Source organism: Streptomyces sp. NPDC047853 (genome assembly GCF_043204535.1).
In the GTDB taxonomy this organism is placed as follows: Bacteria; Actinomycetota; Actinomycetes; order Streptomycetales; family Streptomycetaceae; genus Streptomyces.
Window position 1 is genome coordinate 1 of the sequence record NZ_JBIDCI010000022.1, and the last position, 17,677, is coordinate 17,677.

Sequence of the window (17,677 nt, forward strand, 5' to 3'; positions counted from 1 at the left end):
CACCCGCTTCGGCGGACTGAGGGCACCGGCCGCTTTTGTGTCTCAGGGGCGGATGCCGTGGGCTGCCGCTTCGCGCAGTACCCCCAGCGCGCCCCGCAACGCCCATGTAGCGTGCTCGCGGACGGCTTGCGGGCACGGGTACTCCGCGGCCTCCCGCAGGTCGCGTACGGCGCCCTGGAGCGCGTGCAGGGCGGCGCGCGGATCGTCGAGCAGGACGAGGACACCCGCGCTGTCGACCGTCCAGACGCGGCCGGTGTCCGGCTCGATGTCGGTGACGTCCAGGAGCTGGCCGCAGGCGCAGGCGAACGTCCCGTCCGGCTGGGCGGTGTAGGGGTGGGCGTGGGCGCAGGTGATCGGGTCCATGAAGGAGCGGCCCGCCTTTCGGTCCTGGTTCTGGCGTGGTGGTGACCAGGAGGCCGCGCGGTGGGCGGGGGCTCGACAGCGCCGCGCAGCGGGCTGTCGACCGGGGCCGGTGGGTGCGCCCGCAGGGCGCCGGCCCCGGCGGTCCGACCGGCGCGCAGCGCAGGACCGCAGCGCGAGGGAGCGCAGCGAACCCGCGCGTCGCGTCCGGGAGAGCCCGCAGGGCGCTCCCGGACGGCCCCCGACCCGCCGTGTGGCACCCTGGGCCGCCACCACGCCAGAAGGTGCGTCTACCGACCGAGCAGCGTCTTTACCGACATGCGAAAGCCCCGGCCGCTGAGGGAGCAGGGCCGGGGCTTCGGGGTCGTAGCCGCGTCGGTCAGCGAGGGCTGGGGTTCAGCAGCGCGGCGGCTGCGGCGATGAAGGCCCCGGTGGCTTCCTTGGCTGCCTGTCGGCGGGCGTCCAGCTCGGGGCGGTCGGCGGCATGGCGTAGCGCGTACGTGGCGTCTGCGGCCTGCTGGGCGGCACCGGCCAGCTCGGGGAGCAGGATCTGGAGGCGGATGTGGGGCGCGGTGATGGCGGCCCGGGTGTCGTTGCTCTTGGTCTTGGCTCCCAGTTGGTGCTCGCTGTCGGCTTCGTTCAGTGCCAGCCGTTCGCGGTGGAACATGGCCGCCCGGTGTGCGTCCAGGGCGGCTGCGAACTCGGTGACGGCGGCGAGCTGGTCCTGGCGGTGGCTGTCGGCGCGTTGTTCTGCGCGGTCCGTGCGCGCCGTGCGGTGTTGTAGGAGTCCTGCCGTCAGGGCGCCGGCGAGGGTGCCGAGGATGGCAATAATCGAAGGCAGTCCCGCGCAAGCACATCGAGCGGACCGTGTGCGAGGACCAGGAGGAGCGGGAGCTCCGGCTTGGTGCATGGGTCGGGAACCAGCGCAGCAGGGCCGCGACGCTGTCCCCGGAGCGGGTGGAACTGCTGTCCGCGATCGGGATGCGGTGGACGTAGGCGACAGGCCTGAAGCGGGTTGAGCGGGGCGTCGGCCGTCAGGCTGGCGCCCCGCTGTCGCTCTGTCCCCGGTTCTGGTGACGGGCCCGGGTCCCGGTCCACCGCCCGGGTGAATTCGTCCCTCGCGTACGTGTGCGCGGCTTGTGCGGTGTGCCATCAACCGGCCCTGAAAACCCGGCACTTGACAGGTATCGGGACTTTTCTTCATCTTCTTCGCATACCGCTCGGATCGGACCGGGTGGACGGACAGGAGTGATCGCGATGCGTGAGTCGTACGACGAGCACGGGGCGGCGAGCCGGCTGAAGGTGACGGTGGCGGCCTGGCGGTGGGCAGTGGCTTCGGGGCTGGTCCCGGCTGCTGATGCGGGGGCCGGGCAGTGGTCCCGGGCGGTGGTCCAGGCGGTGGACGCCGAAGCGGTACGGGCTGCACTGCGGGGACCGGCCGCTGCGTTCTGGACTGCGGAGCGGCTGAACGCGGCGCTGGGCGAGCCGCTCCCGTTCGGCCGGCCGCGGGTGACGGCTGCGGCGGTGGGCCACCTCGTACGGGCCGGGTATCTGACCTACCTCGGCGGTGACGTCGACTGTCCCGACGTCCACCCCGACCAGGTCGCGGCCCTGGCCCGGCGCCGGGATCTGCCCGCGCTCCTCGACCGGCACGTGCCCCTCGGTCCTGACCAGGCGGCCGTGCGCCTCGGCGTCCGCCGCGTGGATTTCGACCGGGTGGTCGACCTCGGATGGATCACGCCGACCGGATCGGTAGAGATCGACTACAAGCGCCAAGGCGGCGTGACCCGCGTGCCGTTGTACTCGGCCGAGGACGTGGCGCTGCTGCCGGTGATTCGTCCGGAGGTGGACTGGCACGAGGTGCGCACGGTGGCGCCGGGCCGCCGCTCCCCGCTCAGCGCGCTCGCCCCGGCTGCCGGAGGGCGGGACACGGTGCTGCTGGCGGGGATCGGGCGGATCGCCGGGGTGGGCCGGGCGACGGTGGCGAACTGGCGCCGCCTCCACCCCGACTTCCCCGCCCCGGCCGGTGGCACCGCCACCCACCCGGAGTTCGACCGGTCCGCGGCTGTCGTCTGGCTCCTGGGCCACGGCAAGCTCGTCGTGCCGTCCGGTGTGCCGTCCGCCACGCTCGTGCTGCGCCCGGACGGCGCGGGCAAGGAGCTGCGGTGCCGGCTCGATGACCCGTGGCTGGAGCTGGCCACCGACGCCGCCGACGACGACCGGATCTCGGGCTGGATGAGCGACGAGGACGCCGACGTCCTGGCGGCCCTTGCCGCGCAGGGGGAGGGCGCAGCCGTGCGTCGGCTGGCCGCCCCAGGCACCCTGCCGCTGACGGTCTTCGGCGGTGCCCGGGTCATCGACCGATCGCGGCGCGGAGCGGGTGGGCTACGGGTGACCATGTCCTGGCCCGGGGCCCTGCGCGGCCACCTCGCACCGGGCCAGGCGGGCGGCCAGATCCGCCACGGCGTGCCGTACACCGCCCCCGGCCCGGAATGCTCGTGCGCGCGCCAGACCTGCGGCGGCCTCGTCCTCACGCCCTACTGCCCCGAGCACGGACCCGCGGTCGAGCCGGTGATGGAGTGGCACCCCGGCGGAGGCATCCGGTGCACCGCGCTACTGGGGCGCTGAAGCGTCCGGCCGGCGGGAGCGGGAAGGGCGGAGTCGGCGGCGCCCGCCCCGGCACGGACTTGAGCTGAGCTTCAGCCTGCTGGGCCCGGCTCGAAGCGCGGGGTGTCGCTGGGAGACACGTCCGGGCGAGGCCGGTGCCAACGGGCGGCGTGCCGCCAGCGGCCCGCGGCGTCCCGGGCGACGTCGACACCGACCTCGACCACCAGCTCCGGCTGAACGAGCGTGACGTCCAAGGGCTCGCGTGAGCCCCACACGGCGGAGAACGTCCACCCCGCCCACGGATGCGCGGGCCCGGCCGGGGCGAGGAGAGCGGCGACGGCGCGGCCGGCGCTCTGCGGCAGGGTGGCGGTGCGGCCGGTGAAGCGCAGCCGGCCCTCGGCGTCGTAGCGGCCCAGGAGCAGGGTGCGGGGCGCTGCGGCCGGGCCGGTGAACGCGCCCACGATCGCGTCCTCGGTGGCTCTCACCTTGTACTTGCCCCACCCTCTGGCCCCGGCGAGGTAGGGCTGGGTCAGCCTCTTGAAGCACAGGCCCTCCAGCCCGGCCGACGTCCAGGTGAGCCACTCACGGGCGGTGACAGGGTCGGTGGTCGACGGGCACAGGGTGAACGGCGCCGCCAGACCCGCGTCGGCGAACAGCGACTCCAGAGCGGCACGGCGCCGGGCGTACGGCCAGGAGGTGAGGTCGGTGCCGTCCAGGTGCGTGGCGTCGAAGACGACCAGGTGCGCGGGCCAGGTCTGCGCGGCCGTGAGGGCGCCGGCGCCTCGGCGGCGGGCCAGGCGCTGCTGGAGCCGCTCGAACGCCAGCCGTTCGCCCTCCCACACCACCAGCTCCCCATCCAGGCCGGTGTCGTCGGGCAGCTGCGCGAGGGCAGCGGCCCGGATCTCCCGGAACGCGCCGGTCATGTCCGTACCCTGCCTCGAGCGCAGCAGCACCCGCCCGTCGGCCCAGCGGGCAAGCTGGGCACGGTAGCCGTCCCATTTGGGCTCCGCAGCGGCGCCGGGCGGCAGGTCGGCCTCGGGCACGGGGGCCGTGAGCATCGGCTCGGGCAGCGTCCACGTCATGAGGAGATGCCTTCCACGCCCGGGGCGCCGGGTGTGTGTCTGGCTGCTCCGTCAGCGCAGCGCTTCCTCGCGGCGCCGGCGCATGCGGACGGCGGTGTCGAGGTAGCGGGCGCAGAGATCCGCCCCCACCGGGCACCGAGTGGGGCCGCACTCGGTGCAGTGCACGAGATGCTCTAGGTAGGCGGCGTAGTGGGCGCCGTTCGGATGGGCGCTGAAATCGATATCCACGTCTACGCTCTCCCCGCGCCGGTCGTTCTTCACCAAGAACGCTACGCCGGTGCGTACGGTCCGGATGTGCAATTGCACGCCGTGTGGCTCGAATGCGGCGGCCGGGTCAGGCGGCGCGGAAGTCGTGCGCCGCACCGCCGCGCCACTCCACCCACCGCCCGTCATCCACCACGGCGTCCGGATCGTCGATGCCGGCGCCTTCAAGGAACACCGCCAGGTCGTGATCGCTGTAGGCGGTGCCCAGGATCTCGTCCCGGCCGTGGCGGTGCACGGTGACCCGGCGGCCCCCCGACAGGGAGGGCCGGTGCACGACGATGGGCGCGCCACTCACGTCTCCAGCGTGCTCCCGCCGGCTCGAAAGCGCGAGCAGGGGGTGGGGCAGGTCAGCGGCCTGCGTCGTTGATGCCGGATGCCAGCTGGCTCACGACGTCCAGCACGCCCTGCCCGAACGCGGTCGGTGCGACGAGGATGCCGAAGACCAGGACGATCAGCACGGTCAGCTTCTCGTCGTTGCGGCTGCGCGCGTGGGTCCGCCGGCGCAGCCGCACGACGATGATGACCGCCAGCAGCACGGCCACGTTGATGGTCAGCACGCACAACCCCCACCAGCTCAGGAACGCCCCTGGTCAAGGTTGTAGCCAGCACGTCCAGCCCAGACGTCTGCGTCGTCCAAGGATGGCCGCATCTGTCCGCGAGATCGGCCGGATCTGCCGTCTTGTCCCGCCCGGCTCGCGCCTGGTCCCGGCTCTCGGTCAGCCCGGCGCGGGGCCGTCGGCGCGCAGCTTCCGGCCCCACCGCTCGGCGGCCTTGGCGTCGCAGTACTCGCACAGTGGTGAGCGGGCCCCGGTGCCGTACTTGTGGGTGGGCCGGCGGCATGCGGCGCACGGGCCGATCTGGTCGCCGGGGCAGGTGCGTGCGGAGGTGTCCGGCTCGGTGACCGGCGGAACGGGGGCAGTCATCAGGGTTCCTCGTCTGGGCGGCCGGCGGCAGCCGCCTCGAACGAAGAATAGAACGCCAGGTGCTCCGCGGCGGGCAGGCCCGCCTCCCGGGCCGCGTCCCGCAGATCCGCGGTGATGCCCTCCAGCGTCTGCGGGAGACGGTGGCGCCGGCGGACCGCCATGCCGTGATCCCAGCACAGGTCCACCCAGCGCGGCCCCGCGCCCGCAAACGCCACGGCGCGGACGGTGGCCGCCGGGGCACCACAGACGGTGCAGGGCCGGGGCGGCACCTCCTGGACGCGGGCGAGGGCCTGCGGGCGGGCAGGCGGAGCCGGGGCCTGGTCGAGGTGCTCGGGGGCGATGCCGTGCCGGGTGAGCAGGTCAGCGGGCTCCATGGCCTCTTCTCCGTTCGCCCACCCCTGGGATTGCTGCGTGACCGGCACAGCATAAAATAGAACGTGTGAACGATTCAGGTCCGACGCGTCTGACGCTGCTTCGCTTCCTGGAGCGGGTGCAGCTGCGCGACCTGGAGCGCACCCGCCGGTGGATCGCCGATGAAGAACGGCGCGAGGCCGAGCGACGACGCGGTATCGAGGAGAAGCCGGCCCCGCCCGACTGGCTCCTGGAGCAGGGCCTGAATGCGGGCAGCCCGCCCGTCTACGTCCACATCGGCGACTGCTGGAACGCAGCCAAGCGCAGCAAGGGCATCGAGCAGGAGCAAGCCCGGCGCGCCCTCGCGGACGGCGTCAAAGCGTGCCCGCACTGCCGGCCGGACAGCGCGCTGCGCATGCTCGACTAGGCGAGACGGTGCTTGAACAGGAACGAGTAGAACGTCGGGATGCCGTGATGGTCCGTCGCAGCCGCATGATTCACGGCCTCCCACCCTTGTGCGCCCCAGTCCGCCAGGATCTCGTTGACGTGCTCGTCCTCCGGAGCGGGGAACGACACGAACCGGTACTCCCACTGGTCGCTCATGCACCTACGCTGCCCCGCATCGGCGGCCCGCACTCGCTGCGGAGCATCCAGCGAGTGCGGCCTCAGTGATCGAAGTGACCGACCAGGACGGTGCCAGGTCGGCTAGATCCGCTTCAGGCACGTGGCAGGCACCTGGCCCCCGCGGACGATGCGCCAGACGTGCCCACCCTTTCCGCACTTGCGGTAGGCCGGACCGCTCTGCGTGCGGGCGATCGCTGCAACGCACGACGTCACTACGTCGCCCCGGTGCAGGTAGCGCACCACCGGAGAGTTCGGCGATGCGACAGGCGCACCGCCTTCAGGCATCCGCACCGCCACCTTCCGCCCGGTGACCTCGTACCGAGCGGAGCAGTCCTTGGCGGCAGTCGCTGAGGTAGGGGCGGGGTTGGCATGAACGGCCGGAGCAAGCAGGGCGGTCGCGGCGAGCGTTGCTGTCGCAGCAACGGCAATCATCAGTCGTGTCACACCCCAATCAACCTCGGTCGGGCCGGAAGGGGATACGGCTTCCGGTCGATGATCACTCCCTCGGGGTGCGGCTAGCTCAGCAGTCGGCAGGGATAGGGACTCAAAAGCGGAGTGACCTAGTAATGTTCGGCCGCATGAGCATCCCCAGCCCCCGAGGGGAGCGAGAGAAGCTAATCACCGCTCTCACTCCCCAGTTGCGCAGGCATCTGAAGATCCGTGCTTTCGAGCACGGCATGGACATCCAGGACGCCGCCGAGCACGCCATCAAGGCCTGGTACACGGCGGACAGCCTCCCCGAGGTGGACACTGCCGGTGCCCGCACTTGGGGAACGTTCCTGCCAGTTGGCGAGCCGGACACGTTCAAGAACACGTGCAACGAGCGCGGAGTCACCTATGTCCAGGGACTGGCCCAAGCACTGACGCTCTGGCTGGAGGCGCACCCCTCCCCCAGCACGCCGCTCACCGAGCAGCCGGTCATCCGGGTCATAGTGGCCAATCAGAAGGGCGGCGTGGGAAAGACGTTCATCTCCAGCGGCGTGGCTCAGGCCCTCGCTGAGGCCGGCCACCGGGTGTTGATCGTCGACTATGACCCACAAGGTCATCTCACTGCGGAGCTCGGCTTCGAGGACCTCATGTATGAGGACGACGTCGAGACGCTGCTGATGCACATGGACGGAACCGCCAAGGGCGACATCCATGACCTACTGGTCGCCCTGGACCATGAACGCTTCGGGGAACGTCTGCACTTGCTGCCCGCGAGTGACGATGCATTCCTCCGGGACGTGGCACTGTCGAAAGTCTCGTTCAGCGAGGCAGCCCTGGAGCGCGCGCTGGAGCCGCTGGAGAACGATTACGACGTCATCATCATCGACGGCCCGCCCAGCCTCGGTCTGAACATGGACACCGCGCTGTACTACGTGCGGCGCCGCGACGGCGAGTTGTCCGACCGTTCCGGCGTCATCACGCCGGTGTGGGCCAACAAGGCGTCCCACCGTGCTTTCCGCCTGCTGCGATCGCAGATGGAAGACCTGTGCCGTAAGGGCCGCATCACTGTCGACTACCTCGGGCTGGTCATCAACGCCTACGACAGCCGACGCGGCCGGTTGGTCAAGGAGAACCGTGACCAGTGGGAGCGCAGCAGTTCGCCGGCGGTTCTGGCGGTCATCGGTGATCTGAAGGAAGGGCGCGAGGCAGCGGATGGGGAGATCCCGCTGCTGGAGTACGCGCCCGATAGTGAGCACGCGCAGGCGATGCGCGACCTGGCGAAGGAACTCGCGGTATGAGGAAGACCAAGCCGAAGGGCCAGCCGGAGCGTGTGACGCGCGGCTTCACCGTTGACGAGGACGGGCAGGACAGCGCGACTGGGGCGCCCCGGCGCGTGCGGACGCGTCAGCAGATCATGAACGGCGAGGGCAAGCGTCCGCCAGCCTCGGTGCCGCTTGCGGAGCTGGCCCACAATCCGTTCAACCCCCGCGACGAGTACACCGACATCGAGGAGACGGCGGAGTCACTTCGTGTCCGGGGTCAGGTTCAGCCGGTCACCGTCGCGCGACGTTCGGCCTTCCTCCTTGCTCATCCTGACCAGGAGGGACAGATCGGGGCAGCGGAGTACGTAGTCATCGACGGCAACCGGAGGCTGAAGGCCGCCGGTGCAGCGGGGTTGGCAGAGCTGCGGATCGACGTAAACGATGACTTGGCTGCCACTGCCGCCGACATTCTGGAGTCGGCCTTGATCGCCAACGTGCACAGGGTGGACGTGCCGCCACTGGACCAGGCTCGTGCCCTCCAGGAGCTGGTGGGCGTGCACGGTTCCCAGGGCAAGGTGGCCAGGCGTCTGGGGAAGACTCCGGCATGGGTGTCGCAGCGTCTGGCACTGCTGGAGCTGACGCCGGACCTCCAGAAGGAGGTGGAGACTGGCAAACTCAAAGTTGAGCCCGCTCGACGTATCGGACGCCTCCCCAAGGAGCAGCAGGCGCCCGCAGCTCAGAAAGCCATGACTGCGTCGACGACACCGCGTCAGCGTCCGTCGCGTCGGCAGCTGGAAGACCGCCAACGCACGGAGCCGACCGTTAACGGCGTTAACGGTCCTGACGCTTCTGGTTCCGGCTCTGCGGTACCCCAGCAGACCGTTAACGCCGTTAATACCCTGGCAGCGGAGCCGTCCGTTCCTTCAGCTCTCGTCGTGCCCCCCGACGCTTCCCCGGAGTGCATCGTTGCCGCGTTGAAGGAACAGCTGTCTCCGCAGGACTTGACCATGGTGGCGGAACTTCTCGTGGAGAGCCTGACCCCAGCGGCTGGCTGAAGCGGCAGCCCGGCGACGGCTTGCCGACTGGGCCATAGCGATCTGCTGGTGCCGACGCGAGGTCGAGCCGAAACGCAAAAGGGCCCCTGCCACCCCGGAAGCCGGGGGGGCAGGGGCCTGTGTGTGTACGAGGCACGGGGCCTCGGGCCTGGAGTCCAGCTGGCCGTCCAGCCGGATAGGTCAGAGCACGGCGCCGATGGCGGCCAATGCGAGAAGAGCGAGAGCAGCCAGGGTGCAGTCGATGGCGCGGCGCAGCCTGGCGAACTTAGTGACGGCGATGGCAGATAGGACGCGGATGCGGGCGGCGCGGGTGTCGCTGTCCATGGAGGCCCGGACGGTGTCGTCGTCGGTCAGGCGTGCCCAGTGCGGGAAGCTCGCGCGGTCGTCGCCTCGCAGGTTGGGCCTCACGACCAGGAGCAGCAGTACCGCGGCGGTGCCCAGGGCGAGGACGGCGAGTGCTCCGACGGCGTTGGCCGCGGTGGGTAGGTCACGGCTGGCGATGGAGGCGACGCCGGCCAATGCCGCGCCGTTGAAGGCCAGCAGCAGGGAGGCCTTGGCGTCCGTGCGGCTGATCTCGCCCGTGACGGCCGCGCACGCGGCGTCGAGGTTCTTGTCGACGATGGACTCGGGGACAGTGGTCATGCGGTCGCTCCTTGAACGGCGGCGGCCAGGAGCGCGACGGCGTCGGTCTGGTACGGGTCGGCGTACAGCCGGTGGTCGCTCACGACCAGAGGCCCGAACCGTGGGGAGATGCGGTAGCCGGGCACGAGGGTGGTCTCCCGTCCGTCCAGGGCGGCGGTGAGCCGGTCGTGGTCCCGCTGCGCGTGCCGGGTCTGGGTGTACGGGCCGAGGCGCAGCAGGGTGTAGCCGTCGAGGCTGTCGTGGCGCTTGCGGGCCTCGATGTGGAGGGCGTAGTGCGCGGGGGCCATGCCGACGTCGTCGGGCAGGTCGAGGCCGGCGGCGGCGTGGGTGAGGGGTGCGTAGGCCGGGTTCCACATGCCGAGGATCTTCCGTGTCTCGCAGCGCAGCCATCCCCGCGTCCACTGGCGGGCGCCGTATAGCGGGTACGGGCCGCCCGGGTCCTGGAGGGCGACGGCGATCTGATCGGGCCCGTGGTCGTCGCCGGACCGGGGGTGGGCGCGCTCGATGAACGGGCCGACCCTGACGGCGACGTCGCGACCGCTGCCCGGGGTCCAGGGCTCCGGGGAGCGCAGGGCGGCGAGCATCGCGCGGAACGCGTCGACGGCGGCCTGGTCCTCGGGCGACAGGCGCCCGGGGGCGTGGCCACAGCGGCGGAACATGCTACGGATCATCGGACGGTCAGGCCTTCCTGCTCGTGGTGCGCAAACGGTGGAGCGCCGTGCCCGACCGGGCACGGCGCTCCTGAAGGTGCGGTGTAGACGGCGCCGTGGTGGGTGCTCACGGCTGGAAATCGGGCAGCTGCTGGAACACCCGCCGGATCAGGTCCGGTGACGGCTTCCAGGGCACGACCTGGCCGCGCGCGGGGACGGGCAGAGGCAGCTCCTGGACGTCGCCGAGCACGAGATGCCAGACCCCGGGGTGTGCCCATTCCGAACACGGGGCGGACCGGCCGGCGTCCTGGTGGCAGTCGGTGATCCGGGCGACGCCGAGCACGGCGCCGGTCACCAGCTCGCGGCCGCGGATCGCACGGCTGACGAGCGGAACGCGCAGCGCGGACTGGTCGATGGCCCTGCTCGCGTGCAACAGCACCCATCCCGGCTTCCAGGGCCGCGGGCGGTTCTCCACCGGCTTGGCGCCGGTGAGGATGGCGGCCGCGTAGGGCTGCTTGACGCTGAGGCCGCGGATCCAGTCGCCCTGGGGCAACGCAGCCATGCTCATGAGGGGTTGTCCTTTCGTGGGATGGGTGAGTCGGTTTTCCGTGGGTGCGGGGCGTCCAGAGGCGCCACCGGGGCCGGGGCGCGGGGTCGGTTAGGCGTCGGACACGAACCGGCCCTGGCGTGCTTCGAGGGGGTGCTCGGTGAGCCAGGCCTCTGCGCAGACCTTGTGTACGTACTCGCCGGCGTGCGAGATCAGGTGTGCGAGGACGCCGCACAGGGTGCAGGGTGCACCGTCGCCGGGGACGTAGTGCCGGCCGTCGCGCCACGTGAGGAGAGCCCCCGGCGGTGGCACGCTCCCGCAGTCCTTCTCCTGGAAGGGCCGGTGGGCGACCGGGTGTGCCCGCCCCCGTGTCATGCGAGAGGCAGGTGCGTGCCGGGGCGGCCCGCGCGGCGGCCGTTGACGGTGCGGGCGTAGGCGTCCGCGGTGGTGGCCAGGCAGGGGAACCGCGCGCCTTCCTTGACGCGGTACATGGCGGTGTCGGCGCCGCGCAGCAGGCGGTCAGCGGCTTCGCCGGGCAGGTCGGTGGCGCGGGCGATGCCCATGGACACGGTCAGGTGCAGCGTCTGCCCGTCGTGGTGCACCGGCTGCTGCACCAGGTCGCGCAGCGCGGTGATGTCCGCCAGGGCCGTCTGCTGTGCCAGCACGGCGGTCACGGCGAACTCGTCACCGCCGAGGCGGGCGGCCAGAGCCTGGCGCGAGTCCGTCCAGTGGGCCAGGCGCTGGCCCATGGTGCGGATGACGGCGTCACCTGCGGCGTGGCCGTAGGTGTCGTTGACGGCCTTGAAGCCGTTGCCGTCCAGCAGCAGGACGTGGACGGCGTCACGGTCGCCGTGGGCCAGGAGGCGCTCGGTGTGGGCGAGCAGCTCGGGGCGGCCGGGCAGGCCCGACAGCGGGTCGCGGCGAGCGTCGTGCAGCCGCCGGCGGACGCGGACGTCGTCGGCGAGCGCGGCCAGGGCGATCGGCACCGCGGCCGCGATGACGAGGGTGCGGGGCCTCTGCCGTAAGTGCCTGTTTCTGAACCGCCTTGCTGAGTAGCTTTGGGTCCTACGCTGGCGTCGTGTCCGAGGGCGCCGGGCGGGCGGGAGAGCGGGTATGCGCGGGCTGCGGTGAACGGCTGAGGCCTGAAGCGCGGCCCGATGCCGCGTACTGCTCGGCGGCCTGTCGTGCCAGTCAGTGGCGCAAGAACTGCCGTCTGCGTAAGCGGGTGGCGGCCGAGTTGAGCGATGCTGGCCGGGTGGTCTGCCCCGAGTGCGGGACCAGCTGGGTGGCGGGAGTGGACCGGCGGTCGAACGCCGTCTACTGCTCGCGGAAGTGCGTGACGAGGGCCTGGAGGGCTCGGAAGGAAACGTTCTGCGAACGGTCACGGTGACCGCATCGCGAACGCATCCGAATCGCACCGCCGGTCAGATTCCGGTCAGTTCCGGTCATTCGTTGTGATCTTATGATTTTCGGTCTGACTCTCGGTCAGGAAGCGGGCCGCGTCTCGTTACGGCCGAGGGGCCGTGCCCCGGCTCGCGGTGGGTGGTGAATCCCATGCCCGAAGAGATCCAGAGCGCCGACATGGTCGGCAGCGTCAGCTTCAGCCGCTACGAACAGATCGTGGCCGAGCTGCGCAAGGTGGTGGAGAACCAGACCCGGGGCCAGTTCACGATCGGCGACTACGCGCTGGAGATCGAGCCGATGCGCGAGGCCGGCGGCCAGGAACGGGGCGAGGAACTGTTCACGGTCAAGGAGTCGATGTTCCGCCTGGCCGAGGACATCGGACTGTCGTATTCGTCGGTGAACCAGGCCAGGTGGACGGCCTCGCGCTGGCCCAAGGAACGCCGCCAGACCGCAGTGTCCTTCACGGTTCACAAGATCCTCGCTGGAATCGCCGACGAACAGGAGCGGTTCGCCGCGGTCCTCACTCCGCCGCCGGGCAAGACCCGCTGGTCGGCTGACGAAGCCAGGCGCCGGGTCGGCCGCCAGGTCGAGCGCCCCATCACGCCGCAGGAGAAGGTCAGCGCGATTCACACCCTCGCGAGGGACGAAGACGTCGCCGCCACCGTCACCAGCGACTTCCTGCGCCGCCCGGCGGTGGTCTCGCAGGTCAGGCAGGAGGACAAGGTCCGGGCCGTCGAGGAACTGACCCGCGACGACCACGTCGCCGCCGAGGTGACCACCGGCCTGCTGCGCAGGCCCGACGTCGCCTTCCGCGCGATGTCGGACGACACCGCCCGCCACCAGGTCAACCACGCCCAGGTCGAACGTGGCCGACAGGCCCGCGAGCACTTCGAGGAGACCAGCCCCGTCGCACCCGCGATCCGCAACATCGACCGGTCGGTTGAGTTCCTGGACCTGGTCACCGCCTGCCACTCCTTCGTCGCGGCGGCCGGCCGCGTCGTCCCGAGCCTGCGGGATCGCCAGCTCGGCGACGACGAACGCACGATCGTGCACGAGAACGTCGCCCGAGTTCGGGCGACCCTGGACTGGATCGAGACGGCCGTCGACACCGGCAAGGTCGACGTCGACGGCGAGCTGGCCCGCCTACTGCAAGGCGAGTAGGCGATGCCCCGCGCATCCGAGCGCAGATCACCCTCCGCCCAGCGGCACGCCGACACCGTCCGGTTCGTACTCTTCGAGGCACGGCCAGCCGGTCTCACCTTCAACCAGCTGGTCAGATCCAGCGAGCTGTCGCCCAGCCAGGCCCGCGCGGGCCTGGCCTGCCTGCGGGACATCATCGCCGAACGCGGCTGGCCGCCTCTGATCTGGACCAGGACGGACGGCTACAAATTCTGCTCGGACCCCGCCGAGCTCCAGGCATACGAGGTCGCGATCATCCGGGAGAAACTCACCGAAATCCGCCGGTTCATCACCGGCGTCGTCGCCCCGCACGCGGCCCTCCAGCCGAAGGGCCGGTGGATCAGGCACTTGAACACTCAGCTCAGCTCGGTCGAGTCCACGCTCGATGTGATCGCCGACTACATCGACGCCTGACCGACGGGGCCACCCGGACGGCGGGGTGGCCCCGCCCCCGTGTCCTTTGAGGGAGGGATCCGTTGGCACGGCGCCGCTGCTATCCCTCGGACACCTTCGACGACGAGTGGGCATTGATCGAACCGCTGCTACCGCCGCCGGCCTGCGACTCCCGGACCGGCGGCCGTCCAGAGAAACACCCACGCCGCGAGATCGTCGACGCGATCCGCTACGTCGTCGACACCGGCTGCAAGTGGCGGGCCCTGCCTGCGGATTTCCCACCCTGGCGGACCTGCTACGGCTTCATGGCCCGCTGGGCCGCCGCCGGCATCGTCGGCCAGATCCGCGACCAGCTCCGCAAGCGCATCCGCCGCGAGATGGGCCGGGCCCCGGGCGCTGTCGCCACCGTCATCGACTCTCAGTCCGTCAAGGCCGCGGAAACCGTCAGCAAGGACTCACGCGGCTACGACGGCGCGAAGAAGATCAACGGCCGCAAGCGCCATCTGGTCGTGGACACCAAGGGCCTGCCGCTGTTCGTCCTGGTCACCCCGGCCGACATGACCGACCGCGACGCGGCCAAGGAAGTCCTATTCCGGCTGCGGCTGATGCACCCGGAGATCACCATCGTCTGGGCCGACTCCGGCTATGCCGGACAGCTCGTGACCTGGACGAAGAAACACCTGAACCTGACGCTCAAGACCGTCAGCCGACCACCGAACACCCCCGGGTTCGTCATCCTGCCCCGCCGCTGGGTCGTCGAACGCTCGCTCGCCTGGATCATGCACGCCCGCCGACACGCACGCGACTACGAACGACTCATCCAGCACTCCGAATCGCTGATCACCTGGGCTGCGATCACCCTCATGACCAGGCGCATCACCCGCAGGCAGTCCCGCCGTACGGGTCAGCCAGCGCCCCGCGACAAAGACAGGGACTGACGTTCACCCGGACCATCACCACTCGGGTTCCACCGCGTCCCTGCCCCTCAACTCTCCCACGGGGAGCAGAACCCAAGCCCGAGGCGTTCAGGGTGACGTGGTGACGGGTGAGCTGGACAGGCAGTCGTGCACCAGAGACAGGAGCTCCTGGTCCGTGAGACCGAACTCGCGTGCCTGGGTGATGAGGCCGTGCACGGCCTCGGTGAGCCGGGCCTGGTCCGCGATGCCGGGCACCGCGGTGATCACCGCGCCCCGGCCACGGCGCAGCTCGATCAGGCCCTCGTCACGCAGTCGCTGGTATCCGCGCAGAACCGTGTGCACGTTGACGCCCAGCGACTCGGCGACCTCGCGGGCAGGCGGCAGTCGCTCACCCGGGGCTGCCGTGCCGTTGGCGATTGCTCCCCGTACACAGGCGGCGATCTGTTCGCCCAGCGGCACGGGAGAGCTCGGAAGCACCCGAAACAGCATTCCTACTCACGCTCCCGCCACGTGGCGATTTACCAGGCCGTTGAGCAGCGCAGCTGCGGTCGTCGAGTCGTCGACGGTGACCACGTATTCGCGCCCCCCTGCCGTGCGGACCGATAGCGCTTCCCCCGAACGCAGCACCACGCCCCGCCGGTTCGGACGTATCCGATAGCCCCAGCCGCCGAAGTCCCCCATGGCGTTGACCTGGATGCTGCTTGCCCTGACGATGCTGCCGAGCGGCAGGACCAGCCGAGGCCTGGGCAGGACCGTCGAGGCAACCGTAAGTCCGCGCCGGTCGACGGTAACCCGGACACCGGCGAACGGTGCGCAGGTAAGACCGAGGACGAGCGGCAGCAGTCCCGCCTGCCAGGGACCGAACGCCACGGCGAACAGCCCGCAGAGTGTGACGACGCCGGCCGGGAACAGCAGTGCGCGGGAGATTATGGTGCGGCTCCAGGCCGCAGCCTCGCCCTCGGTCAGCAGTAGGGCAGGGGACAGCCGCGTGGGCGCGGTGCGCGGCCCGCCGCTCGTCAACAACCAGGCCAGCGCCCCGGTGGCCAGGCCCGCGAGCAGTAGAACGGCCATATGCCACATCGGCAGTTGTACTTCAGCCGGATCCTGGACGTCCGTGTTGACAAGGACGGTGAGGACTAAGGGATAACCGAGCGTGACTGCTGTGCCGGCGCCGACCGCGGCGGTCAACCGCGCCCCAGGACTCTCCTTGGAGACCAGGGTCAGCACTGTGAACAGCAGCCCAAGACCAACGAGCAGGCCACTGCCGAACCACAGCGCGGCGGTCCGGCCCGTGAAGCCGTCAGCCCCACCATCCCCCGAGAAGTGGGTGGCGATCCGCCCGGGCAGCCGGTCGTAGCTCGCCAGAAAGATACCGACGTAGGCGGCGGTAGCGACGCCGAACGGAACGGCCGTCAGGGCACACCTGCGAATGACGGTCATGACTCCCCCTCGTGCCATTGTTCTCATTGAAATAGAACAATGGCAGCCTACTTCAGGACCGCCCACCTTCAAGACCCTCGTTCCTGAAGCTGCGTCAAGTGACAGGCAGCTAGGCAGGGCTTGTTCGCGCCCCAGAGACAGTCTGGAGCTGACACCGCCAGCTCATCAGACGGCCCAAAGCACCCCCTCAACACCCGGAGGGTTCAGAAACAGGCACTTACCCGGTCGGGTGACGCTGCCCGGACGCGAGAACTTTGGCGGGCGCCGGCGCGTCGTGCCGGGTATGAAGCCGATCAACGAGGCGCATGTAGCGGAGCCGGGACTCGCGGTCGTGGAGGTCGTCGCCGCCGATGACGAGACTGCTTTCGCGGTCCAGGAGTTGCTCGCCACACGGTGGGCGATCGCCCCGGCGGACCGCACGACCCACGAGCCGGGCGAGCCGGGTGTCCGGCTGCGCTGTTTCCTGGACCTGCGGCAGCACTCCGGACACGAGGCCGACGACCGGGTGCTTAGCAGTTACTGATCAACTGCGCGCTGCCGGTGCCGAGCTGGATGATCCCGGAGCAGGGCGTCCTGGGACGGTAGACAGCTTCTGGGATGCGGGCTGCAGAACGTGTCAGCAGCTCGACTACTTGATCGTGTGCGGTGTCGGAGTGGGTGTCCCAGATGAGCTGGTCCGGGCGGGTGGGGTTGCCGGGGACCCAGGCCGGGCTCAGGTCGAAGCGGTACCACAGTGGCATGGAGCGCATCAGGAGGGCGCTGCGCAGCGGTGTGCTGGCGGTGTACCTCCAGCTCGCGTGGTGTGCGGCTTCTTCGTCGGTGAGGCCGTTGTGCCGCCACAGCGGAGATCGCCCGTCCCTGTGATGCCAGCTGTTTTCCTGCCGGAAGACCATGCGTGCGGTGTTCATGTCGTGCCAGCGCTGCGGGTCTACGAGGTCGAGGCGCGCCGTTGTGGGGAGGTGGGTGAGGCGCACTCGCCGGCAGGTGACGTCGATCAGTCGGAGGCCGGGGATGCCACAGACACCGTGGTCTTCGTGGAGGTACGGCAGGATGCGGCTGGCGATGCGGGAGGCCGTGTTGGTGTGGATCTCCAGATGTTCGGGTTGGTGGCAGATGGCGTTCAGGTAGCCGCTGATGCTGGCCATCGCGCTCTTGCGCGGCTGTTCCAGGGAATGCGGGTGCTCGCGGGTACTCATCAGGCACTCGAAGAGCAGCGCCTGGAAGGCGAGCTGTCCGCGGTCGGTGGGGTCCAGGGCGGGGCGTTTGCCCCTGGCCTGAAGGCGTCCCAGGTACAGGAGGCGGGCGAGTTCCTGGTAGGTCCGCTTGTCGGTCGTGTGCGGCATGAGGTTCCTGCTCCGGCTGCGCCCGGGCGGCAGCCGCGGAGGAAGGACCAGCCCTGCACGGACACCGAGATGCGTGTTGCGGGACCGGGCATCCCACCCTTGAGACTCCTGCGAGTCCGCCCGGGCGGACCGCTCGCCTCCAGGCCGTCCCTGGCCTGTCAGGGTGACATTAGCGGCCTGCGCGCAGTCGGACACGTGACACGCC

26 protein-coding genes are annotated in these 17,677 nt (G+C 70.5%); 9 read left to right on the plus strand and 17 right to left on the minus strand.

Annotation, left to right across the window (positions count from 1 at the left end; all coding sequences use genetic code 11):
• Positions 1–42: 42 nt before the first annotated feature.
• Positions 43–363, minus strand: a complete 321-nt coding sequence (locus ACGF5T_RS30410) for a hypothetical protein (RefSeq protein WP_366769444.1) — start codon at positions 361–363, stop codon at positions 43–45.
• 376 nt (positions 364–739) lie between these two features.
• Positions 740–1,027, minus strand: coding sequence for a hypothetical protein (locus ACGF5T_RS30415; RefSeq protein WP_366769443.1), 288 nt, complete (start codon positions 1,025–1,027; stop codon positions 740–742).
• A gap of 200 nt (positions 1,028–1,227) precedes the next feature.
• Here ACGF5T_RS30415 and ACGF5T_RS30420 point away from each other — a divergent pair, with 200 nt between their 5' ends.
• Positions 1,228–1,356 (plus strand): helicase associated domain-containing protein, encoded by a 129-nt coding sequence (locus ACGF5T_RS30420; protein WP_392889887.1) that lies wholly within the window; start codon positions 1,228–1,230, stop codon positions 1,354–1,356.
• A 261-nt stretch (positions 1,357–1,617) separates the two neighbouring features.
• Complete coding sequence (locus tag ACGF5T_RS30425; protein ID WP_366769446.1) at positions 1,618–2,988, plus strand: hypothetical protein; 1,371 nt, start codon at positions 1,618–1,620, stop codon at positions 2,986–2,988.
• A gap of 71 nt (positions 2,989–3,059) precedes the next feature.
• Here the strand turns inward: ACGF5T_RS30425 and ACGF5T_RS30430 are convergent, their stop codons facing one another.
• The 6 genes from ACGF5T_RS30430 to ACGF5T_RS30455 all read right to left on the minus strand — a co-directional run bounded on the left by ACGF5T_RS30430 (position 3,060) and on the right by ACGF5T_RS30455 (position 5,610).
• On the minus strand, positions 3,060–4,049 hold the full coding sequence (locus tag ACGF5T_RS30430; RefSeq protein ID WP_366769442.1) for an ATP-dependent DNA ligase: 990 nt from the start codon (positions 4,047–4,049) through the stop codon (positions 3,060–3,062).
• Positions 4,050–4,100: 51 nt separating this feature from the next.
• Positions 4,101–4,277, minus strand: a complete 177-nt coding sequence (locus ACGF5T_RS30435; protein WP_366769441.1) for a hypothetical protein — start codon at positions 4,275–4,277, stop codon at positions 4,101–4,103.
• A gap of 106 nt (positions 4,278–4,383) precedes the next feature.
• Complete coding sequence (locus ACGF5T_RS30440) at positions 4,384–4,608, minus strand: hypothetical protein (protein ID WP_366769382.1); 225 nt, start codon at positions 4,606–4,608, stop codon at positions 4,384–4,386.
• A gap of 52 nt (positions 4,609–4,660) precedes the next feature.
• Positions 4,661–4,870, minus strand: a complete 210-nt coding sequence (locus ACGF5T_RS30445; protein WP_063480805.1) for a hypothetical protein — start codon at positions 4,868–4,870, stop codon at positions 4,661–4,663.
• Positions 4,871–5,029: 159 nt separating this feature from the next.
• Entirely contained in the window at positions 5,030–5,236 is a 207-nt protein-coding gene (locus tag ACGF5T_RS30450) for a hypothetical protein (RefSeq protein WP_361019206.1), read from the minus strand.
• A complete protein-coding gene (locus ACGF5T_RS30455; RefSeq protein ID WP_366768320.1) occupies positions 5,236–5,610 on the minus strand; it encodes a hypothetical protein in 375 nt (124 codons plus the stop codon). The genes ACGF5T_RS30450 and ACGF5T_RS30455 overlap by 1 nt, the downstream gene beginning before the upstream one ends.
• 65 nt (positions 5,611–5,675) lie before the next feature.
• Here ACGF5T_RS30455 and ACGF5T_RS30460 point away from each other — a divergent pair, with 65 nt between their 5' ends.
• Positions 5,676–6,014, plus strand: a complete 339-nt coding sequence (locus tag ACGF5T_RS30460) for a DUF6233 domain-containing protein (protein WP_366768319.1) — start codon at positions 5,676–5,678, stop codon at positions 6,012–6,014.
• Here the strand turns inward: ACGF5T_RS30460 and ACGF5T_RS30465 are convergent.
• Positions 6,011–6,190, minus strand: coding sequence for a hypothetical protein (locus ACGF5T_RS30465; RefSeq protein WP_366768318.1), 180 nt, complete (start codon positions 6,188–6,190; stop codon positions 6,011–6,013). The genes ACGF5T_RS30460 and ACGF5T_RS30465 overlap by 4 nt on opposite strands.
• Positions 6,191–6,789: 599 nt before the next feature.
• Between ACGF5T_RS30465 and ACGF5T_RS30470 the strand changes: the two genes are divergently transcribed.
• Positions 6,790–7,938: a ParA family protein gene (locus ACGF5T_RS30470; protein WP_366768317.1), complete on the plus strand. Its 1,149-nt coding sequence runs from the start codon at positions 6,790–6,792 to the stop codon at positions 7,936–7,938.
• A complete protein-coding gene (locus ACGF5T_RS30475; RefSeq protein ID WP_366768316.1) occupies positions 7,935–8,957 on the plus strand; it encodes a ParB/RepB/Spo0J family partition protein in 1,023 nt (340 codons plus the stop codon). Before ACGF5T_RS30470 ends, ACGF5T_RS30475 begins: the two co-directional genes overlap by 4 nt.
• Before the next feature lie 180 nt (positions 8,958–9,137).
• Here the strand turns inward: ACGF5T_RS30475 and ACGF5T_RS30480 are convergent, their stop codons facing one another.
• From ACGF5T_RS30480 to ACGF5T_RS30500, 5 genes are all read right to left on the minus strand, one after another.
• Positions 9,138–9,599, minus strand: coding sequence for a Pycsar system effector family protein (locus ACGF5T_RS30480; RefSeq protein WP_366768315.1), 462 nt, complete (start codon positions 9,597–9,599; stop codon positions 9,138–9,140).
• On the minus strand, positions 9,596–10,258 hold the full coding sequence (locus ACGF5T_RS30485; RefSeq protein WP_366768314.1) for a hypothetical protein: 663 nt from the start codon (positions 10,256–10,258) through the stop codon (positions 9,596–9,598). Before ACGF5T_RS30485 ends, ACGF5T_RS30480 begins: the two co-directional genes overlap by 4 nt.
• Positions 10,259–10,376: 118 nt before the next feature.
• Positions 10,377–10,817 (minus strand): hypothetical protein, encoded by a 441-nt coding sequence (locus ACGF5T_RS30490; protein ID WP_366768313.1) that lies wholly within the window; start codon positions 10,815–10,817, stop codon positions 10,377–10,379.
• 90 nt (positions 10,818–10,907) lie between these two features.
• Entirely contained in the window at positions 10,908–11,108 is a 201-nt protein-coding gene (locus ACGF5T_RS30495; protein ID WP_366768312.1) for a hypothetical protein, read from the minus strand.
• A 59-nt stretch (positions 11,109–11,167) separates the two neighbouring features.
• Complete coding sequence (locus ACGF5T_RS30500) at positions 11,168–11,782, minus strand: GGDEF domain-containing protein (protein WP_366768311.1); 615 nt, start codon at positions 11,780–11,782, stop codon at positions 11,168–11,170.
• A 568-nt stretch (positions 11,783–12,350) separates the two neighbouring features.
• Between ACGF5T_RS30500 and ACGF5T_RS30505 the strand changes: the two genes are divergently transcribed.
• The 3 genes from ACGF5T_RS30505 to ACGF5T_RS30515 all read left to right on the plus strand — a co-directional run bounded on the left by ACGF5T_RS30505 (position 12,351) and on the right by ACGF5T_RS30515 (position 14,710).
• Complete coding sequence (locus ACGF5T_RS30505) at positions 12,351–13,361, plus strand: DUF6192 family protein (RefSeq protein ID WP_366768310.1); 1,011 nt, start codon at positions 12,351–12,353, stop codon at positions 13,359–13,361.
• Between the two features lie 3 nt (positions 13,362–13,364).
• Positions 13,365–13,793, plus strand: a complete 429-nt coding sequence (locus tag ACGF5T_RS30510; protein WP_366768309.1) for a RacP protein — start codon at positions 13,365–13,367, stop codon at positions 13,791–13,793.
• 62 nt (positions 13,794–13,855) lie between these two features.
• Entirely contained in the window at positions 13,856–14,710 is an 855-nt protein-coding gene (locus ACGF5T_RS30515; RefSeq protein WP_366768308.1) for an IS5 family transposase, read from the plus strand.
• Between the two features lie 87 nt (positions 14,711–14,797).
• On the opposite strand, the gene ACGF5T_RS30520 is transcribed toward ACGF5T_RS30515, so the two are convergent.
• Positions 14,798–15,178 (minus strand): GntR family transcriptional regulator, encoded by a 381-nt coding sequence (locus ACGF5T_RS30520; RefSeq protein ID WP_356351107.1) that lies wholly within the window; start codon positions 15,176–15,178, stop codon positions 14,798–14,800.
• A gap of 6 nt (positions 15,179–15,184) precedes the next feature.
• Positions 15,185–16,129, minus strand: coding sequence for a DUF1648 domain-containing protein (locus tag ACGF5T_RS30525; protein ID WP_366768307.1), 945 nt, complete (start codon positions 16,127–16,129; stop codon positions 15,185–15,187).
• A gap of 283 nt (positions 16,130–16,412) precedes the next feature.
• Here ACGF5T_RS30525 and ACGF5T_RS30530 point away from each other — a divergent pair, with 283 nt between their 5' ends.
• Complete coding sequence (locus tag ACGF5T_RS30530) at positions 16,413–16,652, plus strand: DUF6207 family protein (RefSeq protein ID WP_366768306.1); 240 nt, start codon at positions 16,413–16,415, stop codon at positions 16,650–16,652.
• Here ACGF5T_RS30530 and ACGF5T_RS30535 read toward each other — a convergent pair.
• Positions 16,639–17,472: a hypothetical protein gene (locus ACGF5T_RS30535; protein WP_366768304.1), complete on the minus strand. Its 834-nt coding sequence runs from the start codon at positions 17,470–17,472 to the stop codon at positions 16,639–16,641. The two genes, ACGF5T_RS30530 and ACGF5T_RS30535, sit on opposite strands and share 14 nt — an antisense overlap.
• Positions 17,473–17,677 lie beyond the last annotated feature (205 nt).

Excerpts from the sequence above, each read along its gene's own strand:
- ACGF5T_RS30410 (WP_366769444.1), bottom strand. The coding sequence starts at position 363 with ATGGACCCGATCACCTGCGCCCACGCCCACCCCTACACCGCCCAGCCG.
- ACGF5T_RS30525 (WP_366768307.1), bottom strand. The coding sequence starts at position 16,129 with ATGACCGTCATTCGCAGGTGTGCCCTGACGGCCGTTCCGTTCGGCGTC.
- ACGF5T_RS30430 (WP_366769442.1), bottom strand. The coding sequence starts at position 4,049 with ATGACGTGGACGCTGCCCGAGCCGATGCTCACGGCCCCCGTGCCCGAG.
- ACGF5T_RS30455 (WP_366768320.1), bottom strand. The coding sequence starts at position 5,610 with ATGGAGCCCGCTGACCTGCTCACCCGGCACGGCATCGCCCCCGAGCAC.
- ACGF5T_RS30480 (WP_366768315.1), bottom strand. The coding sequence starts at position 9,599 with ATGACCACTGTCCCCGAGTCCATCGTCGACAAGAACCTCGACGCCGCG.
- ACGF5T_RS30520 (WP_356351107.1), bottom strand. The coding sequence starts at position 15,178 with ATGCTGTTTCGGGTGCTTCCGAGCTCTCCCGTGCCGCTGGGCGAACAG.
- ACGF5T_RS30530 (WP_366768306.1), top strand. The coding sequence starts at position 16,413 with ATGAAGCCGATCAACGAGGCGCATGTAGCGGAGCCGGGACTCGCGGTC.
- ACGF5T_RS30485 (WP_366768314.1), bottom strand. The coding sequence starts at position 10,258 with ATGTTCCGCCGCTGTGGCCACGCCCCCGGGCGCCTGTCGCCCGAGGAC.
- ACGF5T_RS30415 (WP_366769443.1), bottom strand. The coding sequence starts at position 1,027 with ATGTTCCACCGCGAACGGCTGGCACTGAACGAAGCCGACAGCGAGCAC.
- ACGF5T_RS30465 (WP_366768318.1), bottom strand. The coding sequence starts at position 6,190 with ATGAGCGACCAGTGGGAGTACCGGTTCGTGTCGTTCCCCGCTCCGGAG.
- ACGF5T_RS30475 (WP_366768316.1), top strand. The coding sequence starts at position 7,935 with ATGAGGAAGACCAAGCCGAAGGGCCAGCCGGAGCGTGTGACGCGCGGC.
- ACGF5T_RS30450 (WP_361019206.1), bottom strand. The coding sequence starts at position 5,236 with ATGACTGCCCCCGTTCCGCCGGTCACCGAGCCGGACACCTCCGCACGC.
- ACGF5T_RS30490 (WP_366768313.1), bottom strand. The coding sequence starts at position 10,817 with ATGAGCATGGCTGCGTTGCCCCAGGGCGACTGGATCCGCGGCCTCAGC.
- ACGF5T_RS30505 (WP_366768310.1), top strand. The coding sequence starts at position 12,351 with ATGCCCGAAGAGATCCAGAGCGCCGACATGGTCGGCAGCGTCAGCTTC.
- ACGF5T_RS30510 (WP_366768309.1), top strand. The coding sequence starts at position 13,365 with ATGCCCCGCGCATCCGAGCGCAGATCACCCTCCGCCCAGCGGCACGCC.
- ACGF5T_RS30535 (WP_366768304.1), bottom strand. The coding sequence starts at position 17,472 with ATGCCGCACACGACCGACAAGCGGACCTACCAGGAACTCGCCCGCCTC.
- ACGF5T_RS30470 (WP_366768317.1), top strand. The coding sequence starts at position 6,790 with ATGAGCATCCCCAGCCCCCGAGGGGAGCGAGAGAAGCTAATCACCGCT.
- ACGF5T_RS30425 (WP_366769446.1), top strand. The coding sequence starts at position 1,618 with ATGCGTGAGTCGTACGACGAGCACGGGGCGGCGAGCCGGCTGAAGGTG.